At 42.1% G+C, this 16,172-nt stretch carries 11 protein-coding genes, 6 pseudogenes and 1 riboswitch; of the genes and pseudogenes, 4 read left to right on the plus strand and 13 right to left on the minus strand.

Features of this window, described 5'->3' with window-relative positions; genetic code table 11:
- The first annotated feature begins 6 nt into the window (after nt 1–6).
- On the plus strand, nt 7–717 hold the full coding sequence (locus tag AADV52_RS06895; RefSeq protein ID WP_014919416.1) for an ECF transporter S component: 711 nt from the start codon (nt 7–9) through the stop codon (nt 715–717).
- A gap of 19 nt (nt 718–736) precedes the next feature.
- Nucleotides 737–1,735: pseudogene (locus tag AADV52_RS06900) on the plus strand (fucose-binding lectin II).
- A 43-nt stretch (nt 1,736–1,778) separates the two neighbouring features.
- On the opposite strand, the pseudogene AADV52_RS06905 reads toward AADV52_RS06900, so the two are convergent.
- The 6 genes and pseudogenes from AADV52_RS06905 to AADV52_RS06930 all read right to left on the minus strand — a co-directional run.
- Nucleotides 1,779–2,111, minus strand: a pseudogene (locus AADV52_RS06905) (transposase family protein); the annotation flags it as partial.
- Nucleotides 2,112–2,126: 15 nt separating this feature from the next.
- Nucleotides 2,127–2,492: a hypothetical protein gene (locus AADV52_RS06910; RefSeq protein WP_014919417.1), complete on the minus strand. Its 366-nt coding sequence runs from the start codon at nt 2,490–2,492 to the stop codon at nt 2,127–2,129.
- Nucleotides 2,493–2,748: 256 nt separating this feature from the next.
- On the minus strand, nt 2,749–3,498 hold the full coding sequence (locus AADV52_RS06915; protein WP_014919418.1) for a DUF4430 domain-containing protein: 750 nt from the start codon (nt 3,496–3,498) through the stop codon (nt 2,749–2,751).
- A gap of 34 nt (nt 3,499–3,532) precedes the next feature.
- A complete protein-coding gene (locus tag AADV52_RS06920) occupies nt 3,533–4,579 on the minus strand; it encodes a hypothetical protein (RefSeq protein ID WP_014919419.1) in 1,047 nt (348 codons plus the stop codon).
- Nucleotides 4,580–4,666: 87 nt separating this feature from the next.
- Nucleotides 4,667–7,084, minus strand: coding sequence for a DUF5776 domain-containing protein (locus tag AADV52_RS06925; protein WP_014919420.1), 2,418 nt, complete (start codon nt 7,082–7,084; stop codon nt 4,667–4,669).
- Between the two features lie 191 nt (nt 7,085–7,275).
- A riboswitch (cobalamin riboswitch) is annotated at nt 7,276–7,444 on the minus strand.
- Nucleotides 7,445–7,540: 96 nt separating this feature from the next.
- A pseudogene (locus AADV52_RS06930) lies at nt 7,541–8,219 on the minus strand (UPF0236 family transposase-like protein).
- A 135-nt stretch (nt 8,220–8,354) separates the two neighbouring features.
- Between AADV52_RS06930 and AADV52_RS06935 the strand changes: the two are divergent.
- Both AADV52_RS06935 and AADV52_RS06940 read left to right on the plus strand, forming a co-directional pair.
- Nucleotides 8,355–8,519: pseudogene (locus tag AADV52_RS06935) on the plus strand (toprim domain-containing protein); the annotation flags it as partial.
- A gap of 60 nt (nt 8,520–8,579) precedes the next feature.
- A pseudogene (locus tag AADV52_RS06940) lies at nt 8,580–9,377 on the plus strand (IS5 family transposase).
- Between the two features lie 250 nt (nt 9,378–9,627).
- On the opposite strand, the gene AADV52_RS06945 reads toward AADV52_RS06940, so the two are convergent.
- From AADV52_RS06945 to AADV52_RS06975, 7 genes and pseudogenes are all read right to left on the minus strand, one after another.
- On the minus strand, nt 9,628–10,971 hold the full coding sequence (locus AADV52_RS06945; protein ID WP_014919425.1) for a PFL family protein: 1,344 nt from the start codon (nt 10,969–10,971) through the stop codon (nt 9,628–9,630).
- A 12-nt stretch (nt 10,972–10,983) separates the two neighbouring features.
- The gene (locus AADV52_RS06950; protein WP_014919426.1) at nt 10,984–11,253 is read right to left on the minus strand and encodes an ACT domain-containing protein; all 270 of its coding nucleotides are present in this window, start codon (nt 11,251–11,253) and stop codon (nt 10,984–10,986) included.
- Between the two features lie 154 nt (nt 11,254–11,407).
- A pseudogene (locus AADV52_RS06955) lies at nt 11,408–12,086 on the minus strand (UPF0236 family transposase-like protein).
- A 204-nt stretch (nt 12,087–12,290) separates the two neighbouring features.
- Nucleotides 12,291–13,067, minus strand: a complete 777-nt coding sequence (locus AADV52_RS06960) for a C40 family peptidase (RefSeq protein ID WP_014919428.1) — start codon at nt 13,065–13,067, stop codon at nt 12,291–12,293.
- Nucleotides 13,068–13,284: 217 nt separating this feature from the next.
- Nucleotides 13,285–13,638: a DUF234 domain-containing protein gene (locus AADV52_RS06965; RefSeq protein WP_230856745.1), complete on the minus strand. Its 354-nt coding sequence runs from the start codon at nt 13,636–13,638 to the stop codon at nt 13,285–13,287.
- Between the two features lie 345 nt (nt 13,639–13,983).
- Nucleotides 13,984–15,546, minus strand: a complete 1,563-nt coding sequence (locus tag AADV52_RS06970) for an RNA-guided endonuclease TnpB family protein (RefSeq protein ID WP_014919430.1) — start codon at nt 15,544–15,546, stop codon at nt 13,984–13,986.
- A complete protein-coding gene (locus tag AADV52_RS06975) occupies nt 15,500–16,150 on the minus strand; it encodes an IS607-like element ISLhe9 family transposase (protein ID WP_014919431.1) in 651 nt (216 codons plus the stop codon). The genes AADV52_RS06970 and AADV52_RS06975 overlap by 47 nt, the downstream gene beginning before the upstream one ends.
- Nucleotides 16,151–16,172 lie beyond the last annotated feature (22 nt).

A 16,172-nucleotide genomic window follows, 5' to 3' on the forward strand; every position in this document is an offset into this window, starting at 1 on the left:
TGTTACTTGAAACAATCTTCGTTACTCAACCGGTATCGGTTATTAATTGCGTTACTGTTAATGTTTATTTTTCTGCTATTCATTGTCTTATTGAAGGGAAAGCACTACCTATTATTTAGCTTTATGTGCCTAATCTGTAGCCTTTTACCCGCGTACTGGCGCTTCGAACACGATCCAATCAGCACCCAAACGTTGATGTTTGTCGCCGTTTTGATCGCGTTGGCGGTTGCCACCCGGGTCCCACTGGGCGCCATTCCTGGTGTGCAGGGAGCCAGCTTCGTCGTAATTCTAAGCGGTATCAGTCTCGGCCCGGAACTGGGCTTTATCACAGGATCTACCACGGCACTGGTTTCCAACATGTTTATGGGTCAAGGACCATGGACGCCTTGGCAGATGGTCGCCTGGGGCTTAATGGGGTTAACCGCTGGCCTCTTCATGAAGGCCCGATTGTCCCATAGTCTGATTTTTATGATCGTGTTTGCCTGCGTCTGGGGCTATTTGTTTGGCTGGATCATGGACCTCTGGTACGCCCTGGCCTACGTATCACCGCTGACCATCAAGAGTTTTATCTTGGCTTTTGCGGCCAGTTTCTTTCCATTTGACACGTTCCACGCAGCATCCAATGCCTTTCTCATCGCGCTATTTTACAAACCATGGGAGAAGCTGTTTCACCGCTTAGTCACCAAATACAATATTTTACCGGATAAAAACCAATAGAAAAAGGATGGATTAATCAATGAAATTAACATCAAAGCTACTCATGATCTCTGCTTCAACCCTATTAGGATTTGGCGGTCTTATCAAAATAGCAAGATCAAAGCCAACTACCGTTACGCGAAGAATCTGATGATTAAAAACAAGACCGGATTGTCAGGCAAGACGACCGCTCTGTTTAGTAAAAAAGCCAACCCAACCATCGGTGCCGCTAGCGGTTACGCCGATTTGCTGGTTGGCTTAAAGGGCTGGGGGTACAAATTTACGACCACCCAGAAGAAGCGCATCGCGGCCAATCTGGTGATCAATTCGAAGAGCACTGCTGCCGACTACGCCAACGCAATTCAGGGGCTAAAAGCCGTTGGCCTAAACCCAACCAAGTTTAAGCCAGCCGGCGCCAAGAAGGCCGTCAACCTGGTATCTGGGCTGTACCGCCAAGTCAATGAGCAAGCAAACACCAAACGTCAAGAGCCAGGTTCTGCTTGCCCTGACCATGTCATCAACGTTTAAACGCCCATCAAACGCCAAGTTCTCCAAGACCAGTTTGGCAAAATCATTGGTTAAGGACCAGCAAAGTAATAATGGCTGGGCTTACAACAACACCGCTGCCAGCGTTGATAGTGATACCACTTCAATGGCAATCGCCGCGCTGGCCCACAGCAAATCCTCACTGAGTGCCGTTAAAACCGCATTGGTGAAGGGCCAGTCCTACTTAAAGAGTAACATCACCGCTTCAGGTGCTTATGGCTACGTCTTCAATGGCAAGACCGTCGCTAACGCTAACTCAACAGCCGAAGCAATCATTGCCCTGTCATCAAAGCAAGCAACCGTCAAGTACGCCAATGGCTACTTCACCACCAAGCAAGCCGCCTCCCCACTGCGGGCAATGCTCGGCTACGTTAACAAGACCGGTTCAATTAAGGGTGCTACCAGTCAATTGATCGGCGTCGGTCAGGTGAACCTGGCAACGGCTGCTTATCGGCAGGCTTTGAAGGGGCATTCGGTTTATACGGTTAAATAACGCGAAGTGATAAGTAATTAATTTTGGGGAAAGATCAGTGAAAAAGGCAATGTTTATCGGAGCGATTGGTTGATACCACTGGAGTGGTGGCCGTACAAGTGCTATGGCAGTTACTACAATGCCAGCGTTGCTTGTTTAGCTCTAGAATTACGGGCCGGTCCATGGGTCCTGCAATGTGGAGCTTGTGTCCGTTAGGGTGCAACATATTGTATCCACAGCTGGGACAGCGCCTGAGTGTGTAGGTAAGCTCTGCCTGGATGACCAAATACTTTTTGCGACCCGAGCCCCGACCATGAAATTCCTCACGAGTACCGAACACCTGAATGTTTGTGTCTGTAATTCCCAGTAATTTAAGTGTATTATCTAGTTGAGACATCTATTCCTACCCCGCTTATCTTGAGTTTCGTCGCTTAAAGCATAGCACTAGGGAGGCTGAGATGCCTTTTTTTGTTATCAAAAAGGGCCTAGTACTTTTGGAATGGAAATACTTTCCAACACCAAAAATTCTAGACCCAATGGTTCCACCACTAATCGTCAAGGTATCGTTCGCAATTTGCCAAGTGACACCTCCGTCAAGGGTGCCGCTGTTATTGTCCTCTGCTTGGTCTTGAGTGGCAATAGTTGTGATCGGTGATGTTTGGGTCGTGGAAGTGGGGCTGGTGGCAGCAAAAGCTGGCATTAGAACCCCTGTCAATAATAAAAATGAAGCCCCCACTGAAGCCGCTGCAATTATTAGTAATTGATTCAATTTATTCATAAAAAACAACTCCCTCTAGAAAAATAGCTTGGTTACCACTCAAAAATTCCCCCGGATTATCGAGTGATCCCTTATCAAAGGAATATAACCTCTTTTTCGCCATTTATGTTTGGAGAATTGTCCAAAATTTTTCGGCATTTTTTGGAGAAAGCTCTAAAAGAGAATAATCATTAAAAGCGGCCACCGCCAAAGGAATATATCCCTCCCTTTGGCAGCAGTCGCTTTGTTTGAATCAATATTAGCGGGATCTAATAAGTTAATACCCCTCCGTTGTAAAATACCAACGAACGTTGTCCCCACTCTTAAGCTTCGTTAAGTTTGAAGCATGGTCAATAAATTTCTTGTTAACACTGAACATCCAACCGGAACCGGCCTTAACGTCATTTTCCTTGAGGCCGTTAATGCCGTTCACGTAAACGGAGGGGCCCGGAATATAACTAATCTTCAGGTTCGTTTGCTTTAAAATCGAAAACGCGTTGGCGCCCTTTTTAACGCGCATCCGCTTCGAATAGAAAACTTTTTTGTATCCATCAACCGTTAAATGGATTTGAATTGTATTCTTAGCATTAGACGGCTTTTTAGCCGCATGATGCGTATCCTGAAACACCTTGGTTTCTGCTTTGTGGTTAATTTTACCCAGCTTATCAGATTTAGGGGCATTTGACCGCTTAGTTTTAGCGACCTTGTTAGGACTTGCCTTTGCACTGGATCCGGTTGTCCGATTAGGGCTTGTGCTTGATTGAGAACTAGCAGTTTGGGGCTTGTTGTCTGTTTTTTGAGCCCGCCTATCTGCTTTTGGTTTTGCTTTGCTTGCACCCTTTGCTTTTTGCTGGTGACTTGGCTGTTTAAGATGACTTGAACTGGTCGAACTTGAACTTGAAGAAGTCACTTGTTTAGAAGTTGTCGGCTTAGGGGCTGCGTCTCTCGATGAAATCACCTGTTGGGCACCAAAAGCGATTCCAATTGTGAGAATGAACGAAAGAATGAAGCTAATTGCTTTTTTCATATTGTTTTGTCACCTCTCACTCAAAATTTGGCGATTAATTAATTGTGTAAACTGAACGATTCTTTAAAGCAGCTTTATAAGCGGCAACCGCTAAATTTACCTGACCGACACCATAGAGCTGAGTAGCTGCGTTTTTAATTGAACCGGATTTATTGACATAGGTCAGCATTGCATAAAGCGGCGTCCTAGTTTGACTTGTTTTCATCGCCGTGTTATTCACATATTGCTTCATGCCAAAATCATTTGATAGGGCAATAATTGCTTCAGCGGTTGAATTGGCATTTGGCGTTGTTTTGCCATTAAACGTGTAGCCAAATGCACCACTGGGCTGCACAATACCAGTAAGAAATTTTTGCCCCTTCAGCAAGCTGTTCTTGACGTTAGTTGTATTAACCTTTCCTCGAGCCAGACCGGTTAGAACCATGCTGGTCGTGTCGGCATCCCTAACTCCTTGTTGGTTATTATACGTCCAACCGTGATTATTTAATTGAGCTTTCACTAGCCGAGCACTCAAGCTTGCTTTGCTAAACTTCGCTCCCTTTGGCTGCTTGAACTTTGAGCTCATCGAAATGGCAATCAGCACTTGTGCCTGGGCACTTGTCGTTTGTTTGGAAACACTTGTCCGGTACAACTTGGTTACCAGATTGATTCCCTTTTTGTGGCCATATGGCTTATAATCTCTAGCGTTGAGCCCCATCGCCTGAACGGCCATCACGGCATTGGCCATTGTTCCAGCAGGGGTTGTCTTTTTGATTACCAAGTTTTTTCGCAGCAACGTTTTTTCCTTGGTATTAAATTTATAACCGTTTCCCTTGAGCCCTAACAGAAAGTCAGAGTACCCTGCAGTCGCACCAGTATCAGGATTGAGTTTCTTACTAAAAATAGAACTGCTTTGACCGGAAAGTCCGGTCTTATTTTCTTTAATCATCTTTTTGGCATAGGAATAAGTACGGGCAATTCTGCTGTGAATGGTGCCGGTACTAGCCTTCCTAATTGATGCGGCGTTGGTAGTTGTTGAGAGCGTCAAAGCGGCGATAACCAAAGTTGCAGAAGTCAAGACTGATTTTATATATTTATTCATAGGTGTGATCTCTTTAGATAATGCATAAAAGTGGCTGGGGCCTCATTTTCCCCCAACCACTTTGATATTTGATTGTTAGATGAAGAATTACTTATTGTAGGTCATCAAAATTGAATCGCCATCTTTCAAAGTATAAGCACCCATCGATGAACCAGGTTCGGTGCCATTAACTGAATAAAGCCATCCAGTCATTGTCCCGGCTGGCCCAGCATTGTAACCATTAATCCCGGTAACGTATGCAGTAGCCCCCGATCCTTTATAAGTTAAAGCCAATCCTTGTTGCTGGGCAAATGCCTGCAAGGCATCCAATGCGCTGGCCCCACTGTTAACCTTGATACTGCCACTTGCGATGGTCGCCCCATCGGCATGAATACTAATAGTGGTTGTGATGGTTTTAGCATCGTTTGATGGCGTAACAGGATTTGTGGGTGCCACTGGCAAAGTTGGCGTGGCACTAGGTGAATTATTAGTAGTTGTGGTTGTCCCCGTCGTTGCCGTCGGCTTAGAGCTTGTCGTCGTTGTCGTAGTCGCTGTTGACCCTGAGTTAGTCGGTGGGGTACTCGTTGACGTCCCTGTGGTTGTGGCCGTAGGTGTGCTTGGACGAGTATTTTGGGAGCTCTTCTTGATCTTAGTAGCCAAGATGAACTTCTTGTTAGCAGTGATGTAGCGGCCATTTGTAAGTTGGATCCGGTTGGAAAGCCCATAGTTAACAACTTTTCTGACGCTTAATGACGCATTCTTTTTAACGTGGCGCTTCTTGCTCGTTAAGTTAACCTTACCATACTCGTTGATTCCCTTAGGATAGATGACTTTAATGCGGGTCACCTTTGCGGAATAGTAGGCGTGGGCAAAATACTTTGAACCAGAAAGCGTATAACCGGTTTTGCCTAAATTCATGTCCTTTACTCGATAGATCGCATGGCCCTGTTTGTTCGTTTGCTGGCTGATAACCAGGAACATTGGGCGGTTAATCCGGGCACGTTTCTTATAGGTCTTCGTCAGATTCGATTTAGTAAAGTTCGAACTTCTATATAGTTTGACAGTTGTCAGTGCATATACGATGGAACGATGACTTGCTTTTTTAACAGGCTTCCCGGAAACAGTCGGCGTACTTATTGGCACACTACTAGATGAAGAAGTGGATGTTGCTGCTGATGAACTCGATGCACTGGAAGAGCTGGCCGGATTGTTGACAACCGTTACGTTATTGTTCGTAACAGTTGGTGGCGTTACGGGCGTTGCTGGTGCGGCATGAGAAACGGTTACATGATTAATAGCCGTAACCCCAGCTGCTCGATCGGCGATTGCAGCACTGCTGGTTGAATCAGCGCTTAACTTCGAAACATACGTCGCTAGTATTTGATCTACCAGGTTAAGGGCGTCACTCTTGGCAGCGGCCGTTGCCTGAGGATCATTGATGATTGACCACTTTTTGGTAATTGCGGCCGCCTTTATACTGACAATCTCACCATATTTCGCCGCATCCGTTTGATTGAAAGCGAAGATGGATCCTTTACCACCATTTCTGGTGAATCGGGCCTGTTCAAATGCCAAGGTTGCCTGTTGAATCAGCATTGCGGAATTCCCAGCGGAAACCGGATGTTGATCGAGAACTCTTTGAACAGGGGCAATATAATCAGTTTTCTCTTTTAATGGTACATAAACATTTACGCCGGCAGAGGCAAGGGCATTAGTCATTGTTACATCATTGTAGACATTTTCAGCGCCATACATTGTGTTACTACTATCAGCAAATCCGCCATTTTCTTGATAAAAATGATTACTTACCGCTTTAACTGCCGTGTTTAAAGCATCTGCAGCCCCTGGTTGATTCGTATTCATCGATAATGCTAATATTGCCCGAGCGGTATAATCAACTTTATCAAACCCGTTCCACAAACCTGTTTTTTGATCTTGCATCCCAATTAACTTCTTGGTTAAAGAAGTTCGGGCAGTTTCGCTTGCCTGACCATAACTACCAGTACTCAAAGCTTCCAAATCATTAACAATTGAATAATCACTGGCAGGATTATTTGCATCCTTTACAATGTTAGCAACTAAATTCTTACCATTCACATTAGTTGGATCTTTGCCGATTGCCACCAAACCATTGACGGCAGAAACATCAGAGATCCCGTTTAACCCTTGACTGCCACCACTGAGAAAGTCGTTATTATTAAGAATTGATTTGTAAGCATATTGAGCCTGCAAATCAGTAATTCTGTCCCCAAACACTAAACATGTGGCATCCCAAGCATCAATTTTGGACCCTTTTTGCGCGATGATCTCCGCTAACCCAGCGGAAATTGCCGAATCGACGTCTGATGCTGTATCAGCCCCGGAATCAATTTGGGACCCTTGTTGCGCGATCTCTGTTAACCCAGTGGAAATTGCCGAACTGAAGTCTGATGCTGCATCAGCCCTGGATGAATTACCACCACTGAAAAATATCAGAAAAATCCCTAATACAATTGAAAACCAATATAGAAATTGTTTTCTTTTCACTACTGAACACTCCTCAAAACAAATTTAACGGTCGTTAACCGCTATTAATACTGGACTGGTTAGACTTTTCTGTAACACAAAAAAGCCTAGCTAGAGCCATCTTCCATCATTAATAACTAACATCCGACATTTTTGGGCAGACTAATCCCAGGAAAGTTTATTATTAATTGACAAAGTCGACCCTAAGAAACTTTGCAATCAGTATAATAAGCGTCTCCTGACTTGATCTCATCCCCAAATGTATTCTTCCCGGCTTTAGCCAGTGAGTTGCGACATTTCAGTCAATCTTACAGTAGCGAAGGGGCTGTAAAGGCTTTTCACCTTTTTCCGGTTCATTATACTTTTTTGCATTAATCATTATAGCATGGCGCGCGTTTGTTTAGAATGGGGCTACGAAGTCCGTAAGTGTCAATATTTTTGCGGTAGGCTATTAACCATTAGTCTGACCTTAATTTCTTAAATATTTATTTGATTTATTTTTCTGCTAAAATCGTTTAAATAGCTATGTCCTGCTGTTAAGCTTTCAATGGCGCCGTGATGAATGCCCAGATGAGCTTCATGCGTCTTTCTTAGGCTGGCACGAACCGCTCCTTTCAGGTCTTTTTGATCATCAATGTTCAGCTGTCCACCTGCAAATTCACTGCTAAGCCAGTATTCCAGCAGACTGCTGCTGTGCTTTAATCTGTTTGCCTGTTTGCACAATCAGCTTGCCAACTTTACTATGGCTAATCTTGAAACAGGAGAGAGTATTAACAGCTAAAGCAGTATTGCGGTAAGTGGCCACGGCGCTAACCTGCAAAATATCCTTCACTGCCAAAACACTGTAACGCTTATATTTGTCATAGCCCATCAGCTTATCCAGTGGATATTTAGCCTTTTTGCCAGGACAAGCATATCTTCTGCGCCAATAGCTGATTTCACCAAAGGCAGTCACAACTGAACGCTTATTTTTCTTCTCGATCTGATAGCCTTGCTTTTTAGTCTCTTCAACTAGACCAGCATCAACTTCTTCTAGTGCTGCTGTCATCAATTCTCTAATCAGATCAAAGAAATAGCACATTAATGCCTTTTCACGGGCAATAACATTATTTTCAGACTTAATAATTTTTACGATATCAGCTATAATAGATTCCATAAAAGACCAGCTTCTAATGTGTTTTTTCGTTAACATCAGACTACTGGTCTTTTTGTTTGAGCTCAAGTCCAATTTCAAAGGATTTGAGCTTTTTTAATTAATTATTCAACTTACCGCAAAAAATTATACACTTAGGTGTCAGCTAGTAAAAAAGATCAATTCAAGGTCGTCAAAGACCTGTTAACGAAGGCCGATACCATTATTGTTGCCACCGATAGTGGTCGGGAAGGCTCCAATATTGCCTGGTCAATCATGAGCCAAGCCCAGATTGACGTTAAAAAGAAGACCATTAAACGGCTATGGTTGAATAGCTTGGAAAAAGACGCCATTATTACTGGATTCAAAAATCTTGGTGATCATATGCAACATTTTAGTCATCATTACCAAAGCGATATTTCTCGGCAACAATTCGATTTGATCCGTCAGGATCTGGAAGCTTCAAGAAAACGAACTCACCCAAAACACATTGATCCTTATGATATCTTCTGTGCCACGCTCTATGTCCTTAAAAATGGCTGTACTTGGCGTGATTTGCCGGCTGATTATCCAAAGTGGTCCACCGTTTACTACTATTGGATGAGTTGGTCAAAAGCCCCCACCCCTGATAAACCAGCTTTATTAACTCAGGTTTTAAAAAAATTGTCGCTGATCGACGATTAAGGCAAGGGCAGTCAGCCCGAACTTCGTTCGTCATTTTAGATGCCCAAAGCATTAAGAACACCGCTACCGCTGAAAATAAGGGTTACGATGGTGGCAAGAAAATTTCCGGCATTAAGCGCCATTTAGCCCGTTTAATATGGATTCCCGCAAGCTATCCATATTAAACGGGCTAACATCACTGATCGTGACGGGGCGATTGCACTCGTCACCCTTAATTTAGAGCAGTTTAAATTGGTTCGAACCATGATGGTTGATAGTGGTTATACCGGCCAAAATTTTGCCAATGAGATTAGCAGTTTAACCTCAGCCAAGGTAATCGTCGTTAAAAGAAATGAGTTACACCAATTTTCGGTTATCCCCTAACGGTGGCTCATTGAACGTTCATTTAGTTGGTTGGGAAATTATCATCGTTTATGGCGTAACTGTGAGCGTAAGCTCAACACTAGTCTCATGATGGTTTCGTTAGCTTTTATCAGGTTACTTCTCAAAAGATACTAAACAGTTTCTTATGAGATCACGTCCGATGTGTTTTATGAGGATGGCGTGCCTTGTGTTGTGGTGGAGAAGGATTTGTAGTCTCCGGGCTTTGTGGTGCTTATTTTATTTACTGCTCCTTTCGGCCTTTGAGATATGCTCCGACGACCCCCGACCCTAATATATAAGTCAAAGACAGCCCTGATGAACAAAAAACGTTCATCAGGGCTGTCTTTGACTTATATACCGGGGTCAACCGGGGCTCGTCGCGCTCTTAGTTTTTAAACGAATGAATCGGTGCCGGGATTCTTCCGCCCCTTTGAACGAACTTCGCTGGACTATTGGTGTTTACCGGCATTACCGGCGCATAGCCGAATATGCCGCCGAAGTCAATTTGCTCTCCGACTTGCTTGCCCTTGGCCGGGATCAACCGCACCGCCGTTGTCTTATTATTAATCACACCAATAGCTGCTTCGTCCGCGATCATCCCACTGATTGTTTCAGCCGGCGTATCTCCCGGAACAGCCACCATGTCCAATCCCACCGAACAAACAGCAGTCATTGCTTCCAATTTTTCCAAATTCAAATTACCGTGCTCAACAGCTTTGATCATCCCACTGTCCTCTGACACGGGGATAAAGGCACCTGACAGCCCGCCAACATGTTCACAAGCCATCACGCCACCCTTCTTGACTGCATCATTCAACAATGCCAAAGCAGCCGTCGTTCCCGGGGCACCCACACTTTCCAAACCGATTTCTTCAAGAATTTCGGCGACCGAGTCCCCTTGACTTGGCGTTGGCGCCAGCGACAAATCAACGATTCCAAACGGCACGTTCAGCGCTTTAGCAGCCACATTACCGACAAACTGGCCCATTCGCGTGACTTTGAAGGCCGTTTTTTTGATCGTTTCGGAAACCGTGTCAATTGATTCCCCCTTGACCTGTTCGAGCGCCCGTTTAACAACGCCCGGACCACTAATCCCAACGTTAATGACTTTATCAGCTTCACCAACGCCATGAAAGGCGCCGGCCATGAACGGATTGTCTTCAACCGCGTTGGAAAAGACCACCAGACTCATACAGCTGACCGGATCGATTTCAGACAAATCTTTAACCACTTGGCCCATTTGTTTGACGGCATCCATGTTAATCCCGGCTCTTGTTGAACCCACATTAACCGAGCCACAAACCCGTTGTGTCTCACTCAGGGCTTCCGGCATCGAAGCAATCAATTTTCGATCACCTGATTGGTAGCCTTTTTGAACCAACGCGGAGAAGCCGCCGATCAAATCAACCCCCAGGGTTTCAGCAGCCTTTTCCATTGTCTGCGCATAGGCAACATAATTATCATCGTGACACGCGGCAGCAATCATTGAAATCGGGGTCACAGAAATCCGTTTATTCACAATGGGAATGCCATACTCTGATTCAATTCGATCAGCAACCTTCACCAAATCTTTGGCACTGGTCGTCAATTTATCATAAATCTTTTGCCGGGCCTTAACACCATCGCTATCGATACAGTCAAATAGCGAGATTCCCATTGTGATGGTTCGAATATCAAGTTTTTCTTCAGAAATCATCTGAATGGTCTCTAAAATTTGTTTGGTTTCCATTTTGGCGACCTCCTACAGCTTTTGAATCGCGTCGAATAATTCTTGACGCTGAATATTAATCGATAGGCCGGTCTCATTTGCCAAATCCTGTAAGCCCTGTTTGACAACTTCAAACTGCACATCATCATCGTTCCATTCGCCCATGAGCATCATGGTAAAATCACCATGCATCAGCGTCTGGGAAATATCGGTAATGTTAACTTTCAAAGTTGCCAACCGTTGAGAAACTTTTGCCACAATGCCAATTTGATCATGGCCAATCACTGTAATAACTGCTTTCATTGTTTGCATCCTTTCAAATTCCGTGAGTTTGGTTATCTATTATTAATTGCATTTATCATACCCGATATTAAGTCACTCGGCAATTTCTAATTCATCCTAGTAAGTGTCAATATTTTTGCGGTAGGCTATTAACCATTAGTCTGACCTTAATTTCTTAAATATTTATTTGATTTATTTTTCTGCTAAAATCGTTTAAATAGCTATGTCCTGCTGTTAAGCTTTCAATGGCGCCGTGATGAATGCCCAGATGAGCTTCATGCGTCTTTCTTAGGCTGGCACGAACCGCTCCTTTCAGGTCTTTTTGATCATCAATGTTCAGCTGTCCACCTGCAAATTCACTGCTAAGCCAGTATTCCAGCAGACTGCTGCTGTGCTTTAATCTGTTTGCCTGTTTGCACAATCAGCTTGCCAACTTGGCTGTGACTAATCTTAAAACAAGAAAGGGTATTAACTGCTAGAGCGGTATTGCGGTAAGTAGCCACAGCACTAACCTGCAAAACATCTTTTACTGCCAAAACACTGTAACGCTTGTATTTGTCATAACCCATTAGCTTATCCAGTGGGTATTGGGCCTTCTTGCCTGGACAGACATATCTTCTGCGCCAATAGCTAATCTCACCAAAGGCAGTCACAACTGGGCGCTTATTTTTCTTTTCAATCTGATAGCCCTGCTTTTTAGTTTCTTCAACTAAGCCGGCATCAACTTCTTCTAGTGCTGCTGTCATCAATTCTCTAATCAGATCAAAGAAATAGCACATTAATGCCTTTTCACGGGCAATAACATTATTTTCAGACTTAATAATTTTCACGATATCAGCTATAATAGATTCCATAAAAGACCAGCTTCTAATGTGTTTTTTGTTCTTAACATCAGACTACTGGTCTTTTTGTTTGAGCTCAAGTCCAAATTCAAAGGACTTGAGCTTTTTTAATTAATTATTCAACTTACCGCAAAAAATTATACACTTAGCAATTATAATTATGAAAAGAAAAAAGTGAGCTAATACATAGCCCACTTTAGTTTGATAATCTCTTTTTTATAAAACACGCTTAGCAACGCTTGGGTAGAAGTAACTACTCAAAGTTTGCTTGATAACACCTTGACCAGGTGTAGCTGCGTGAATGTATTGATTGTTACCAACGTAAATACCTACGTGATATGGAGCTGAAGCTGAACCCCAGAAAAGCAAATCACCAGGTTGAAGGTTATCCATAGAAACAGTTGAACCTTGCTTAACTTGATCATAAGTAGTTCTACCTAAGTTAACGCCAGCTGCCTTTGAGTAAACGTATGAGGTAAGACCTGAACAGTCAAAGCCATTGCCGCCGTTGCCGCCCCAGACATAAGCCTTGCCAAGCTGTGCAGAAGCTAAGGTGATAACTGCAGAAGCATCACCAGTTGCTTGAACTGACTTCTTAGCTTTCTTAGTAGTTGTAGCAGTTGCATTAGTGGTGGTCTTAGTAGTCTTAACTACCTTCTTAGCCTTCTTGGAATTAGCTGGCACAGTGTATTGAGCCATGATCCATTGACCTTCACCAACTTGGTACCAAGTGCGGCCTTTTTTGTCAGTTGCTTGGTTAATAACATTCCAAGTAGTGCCATGAGGTGCATGTTGGCCAGTGAAGTGACCATGGTTGTAGTTATCCCAGATGTTAATACCGTAACCTGGAACATAATTGATCTTTACTTTAGTAGTAGCAGCTTGAACATTAGCAGTAGTTGAATCTGGCTTAACAGCACTTACTGTAGCTACACCGGTCAGAGTTAAAGCAGCAGCTGCAGTAACTTTTACAAAGTTACTTTTAATATTCATCAAATTCTCCTATTATGTTTACCTATATCACAAGTTATTAGATTTTGGTAACAAAAATTTATTTTATCGGAAAATCTTTAAACTTAATTAACTATTCAACAGTCTCTATAATAAGTGCCTTATGTTACAGGAATGTTACAAAAGTAATACTAATTTAATAAATATTAAACGGCTTACATTTCTTCAAAAACAATCAGATTATATCCCACATCTTTGGCTAATTTCTGACATTCATCGGTAAAGCCGGTTTTTGAAAAAAATAATATTCTTTTTTGGGATAATTAAACAGCGCACTATTAAAAATCAATTTTTCTAATATTTGTCTGCTAATTTTTTCGTTGCGCCATTTGCATTCGCCAAATACTGCAAAACTAGAATCTTCTGTAGAAAAACCTAAAATATCCAATTCCACTTGCCTATGAGTTCTTGAGTCAGGTCCCCACCAATTTCCAAGTTTAGTAAACGGCATTTTTTCAATATCGTAATGTTCCCACAAGTAATCCTGTGACAATTTTTCAAAAGCAGGTCCCAAGAAATTGTTTAACTTAGGCTCAATCCCTTGCCATGCCATTTCACTCATCCGAATTATAAAACCTAACAAAAACTAATATTCCTAATAGCTTTTATCATGTCTCACTCACTCTAGCTTTTGCTAGAGCGATTTTTTTAAGCGTTAAGCTCTGTGGGTACGGTTGAACGCGGCGCGGTTAATATTTCTATTACCCTATTAATAGGGACTGGCTTTGATCTGCCCCACATGAAGGTTCTTCGATTCTTGTTTTTCTTTAGCCTAGGAACATTCCCTAGCTCTAAGAATGGACTTAAAGTCCTTTGCGACATGTCCTCAGCTTAGCTGATAAAAGGAGAGGCATTCCGCCTTTCGCTTTGTGGCAGTCGACTTATTTAATAATTCTTCTTAACTGGCAATTCTTTGATCAAGAATTGCTTTTACTTTTTTATATGGCTTATAAAGCGTAATTTCTTTATCTGTGGCTCTTGCTAGAATATTCTTTGATGCGGCGATATTACAGTCCATTTCTCCACAATTAGGACATAAGGTCTTTTCATTGTGCTTGCCAAATCTTACGATAAAGTGCCGTCCGCAATTTGGACAATATTGGGAAGTGTAGGCTGGGTTAACGTCTTTAAAGTCAATGCCATATTGCTGGCAATAATACTCTAAACGTTCATTTAATATTCCTTTAGTCCATGATGAAAGATTGCGTCTAACTTGGCGTTCATATTTACTGCCTTTCTTAGCTATTTTTTCCTTAGTAAAGGTCAAATCTTCTTTAACAATCAAACTTGGTGTTTCCAGCTTAATCATTGTTTTAATTGCATGGTTAATTTTACTTTCAAGACAAGCATGATAAGATGCGTGGCGCTTATCTTTGCGCTTATGACCAATATTATTAGCGTTCAACTTGTTTAATTGCCTAGTTAATTGCTTTTTCTTGATAATTTGTTTAGGTATATTGGCGTTTTTTAGCTGATTAAGCTTTTTCTTTAATTGATAGCGATAACCGTAATAAGGATTGCGTCTAGCTAAGTATTGGCTTTCCTGTTCAATTTCAGGTCTAGTAAACTGGCTAAAACCTTTGCCATATTCACGACCACTACTGCAAGAAACCAGCGTGGCAAGCCCTTTATCAATACCGAGTTTAGTGCCTGCTTGATATTCTTTCTTTTGTCTAACTTTAATTACCTTATGAATTTCAAGCCGCTTTTTATCGCGATCTAAGATAATTTGTAAATTGCCATTTAAACGATAATGCCATGGACTTGTCAGCTTTAAACTAAATCTCTTTCTTGATACAGGCGATGAAATGGCAAGCTCTTCTAGCTGATTGCCGGTAAACTTGTACATGCTTTCATCATAAGTCATAGATTTATTTAAGCTATGATGCTTTCGAGGAGTATATTTATAGCGTCTAGTTAATCTGCTTAAATATGAATAAGCATGTTTTCTTTGTTTAGGCGTAACAGCTTCTTCTAATTCTGCTAGGTGCTTTTGCAATCCGTGAGACAAATCTAAAAGTACTGCTTGATTGTTGGTTAAGGCATAATACCACAACTCTCTAATGGAAAGCAGATAGTAGATCAAGTGTCTTTCATCTTTATCTATTGCCTCATTTGCTTGCACGACTCTACGAATTTGGTTAGCTAAATTACTCCACATCGAATTGATGTTGGCACAAGCATCGCTTAATGCGTAACACCAATGTTTATCTAAGAAATTGTATTTGGCTACATACTTTTTGTTTTGCTTAGAGCCTTTAATTTGATCACGTAATTTGCGATACTGCTTAACATCAAGCATATGACTGATGCCACAATATTGATTTAGAAACATATTGCGACATTTGCCATAATTTATAAAAAGCTGATCTAATTTAGTATAAGTATCTTCATCAAGCTTAAGCGAGTATGCTCTAACGGTCTTTGAATAGCTCTTGATTGGTTTTGATGATCTTTTCATTATGATGGCTTCTCTTTCCATAAAGCTTAGCAGAATAAACAGTAATAACTGAAAGCACATCGTCTACTAGCTCTTCATTAGAGCTTTCGGCTTTGGTTTGATTAATAACTGTTATTTCAACATCGTTTTCTTGGCATATGTCCTCAATTAATTCAAAACCAAATCTAACTAAACGATCCTGATAATTGACTACTACTTGACTGCATTGCTGGGTGCAGATCAGATGAATCAGCTCTTTTAAGCCTTTTTTGTGATAATGAAGCCCTGAACCAATATCAGAAATAATTTTAAACGGCTTGCCTTGCATTTCACAGAAATTAGTAACTACTGCTATTTGACGCTTTAAATCGTTTTTTTGTCCGGCAGAAGAGACACGACAATAGCCAATTATCAATTTATCTTTGGATACTGGCTTGGCCGGCTTTTTCCCTGCTAGTGCATCATCCAGCATTTGCGGGGTATATCTTCTTTGATTTCCAGCAGTTCTGATTGGCTTAATAATTCCTTTTCTTTCCCACAGCCTTAGAGTAGGAATTGCGATATTTAAATATTTAGAAGCTTGTCCGATAGATAAATACTTGGGTAATTGTTTATTGGATGCCATAAAAAAACTCCTCAACTTTCGT

Origin of the sequence: Lactobacillus helveticus, assembly GCF_046109915.1 — a bacterium.
GTDB lineage: Bacteria > Bacillota > Bacilli > Lactobacillales > Lactobacillaceae > Lactobacillus > Lactobacillus helveticus.